Source organism: Lysinibacillus sp. A1 (assembly GCF_000801965.1).
In the GTDB taxonomy this organism is placed as follows: domain Bacteria; phylum Bacillota; class Bacilli; order Bacillales_A; family Planococcaceae; genus Lysinibacillus; species Lysinibacillus fusiformis.
Window position 1 is genome coordinate 1 of the sequence record NZ_JSZM01000047.1, and the last position, 439, is coordinate 439.

The following is a 439-nucleotide window of genomic DNA, read 5'->3' on the forward strand; positions in this document are numbered from 1 at the left end:
TAATGGTGAAATCATCGCTTATAATATTCAAAGCCGACCTACATATAAACTTGTATCGATCATGTTAGATAAAGCTTTATTTTGCTTATCCGAAGGAGATGCCCCTATCTTACACTCGGATCAAGGTTGGCATTATCAAATGAAAGAATACTCTAATGCCTTAAAACAAAATGGCATTACCCTAAGTATGTCTCGTAAGGGTAACTGTTTAGATAATGCAGTAATTGAAAACTTTTTTGGCCTATTAAAATCAGAACTCTTATATATGCAAGAATTTGAAAGTATGAATCACTTCAAGCTTGAACTTGAATTGTATATTGAATATTACAATCACAAACGTATTAAAGGAAAATTAAAAGGATTGAGTCCGGTACAATACCGAATTCAATCCTCCGAAGCAGCTTAACTTAATAATGTCTAACTTTTTGGGGTCACTTCA

Annotated in this window: 1 protein-coding gene; it reads left to right on the top strand. The window is 32.8% G+C overall.

The genetic code is table 11. The features are described 5' to 3' along the window. Nucleotides 1–406 (top strand): IS3 family transposase (locus PI85_RS23080; RefSeq protein WP_039392515.1); only part of this gene is annotated, 406 nt, incomplete at its 5' end. Nucleotides 407–439 lie beyond the last annotated feature (33 nt).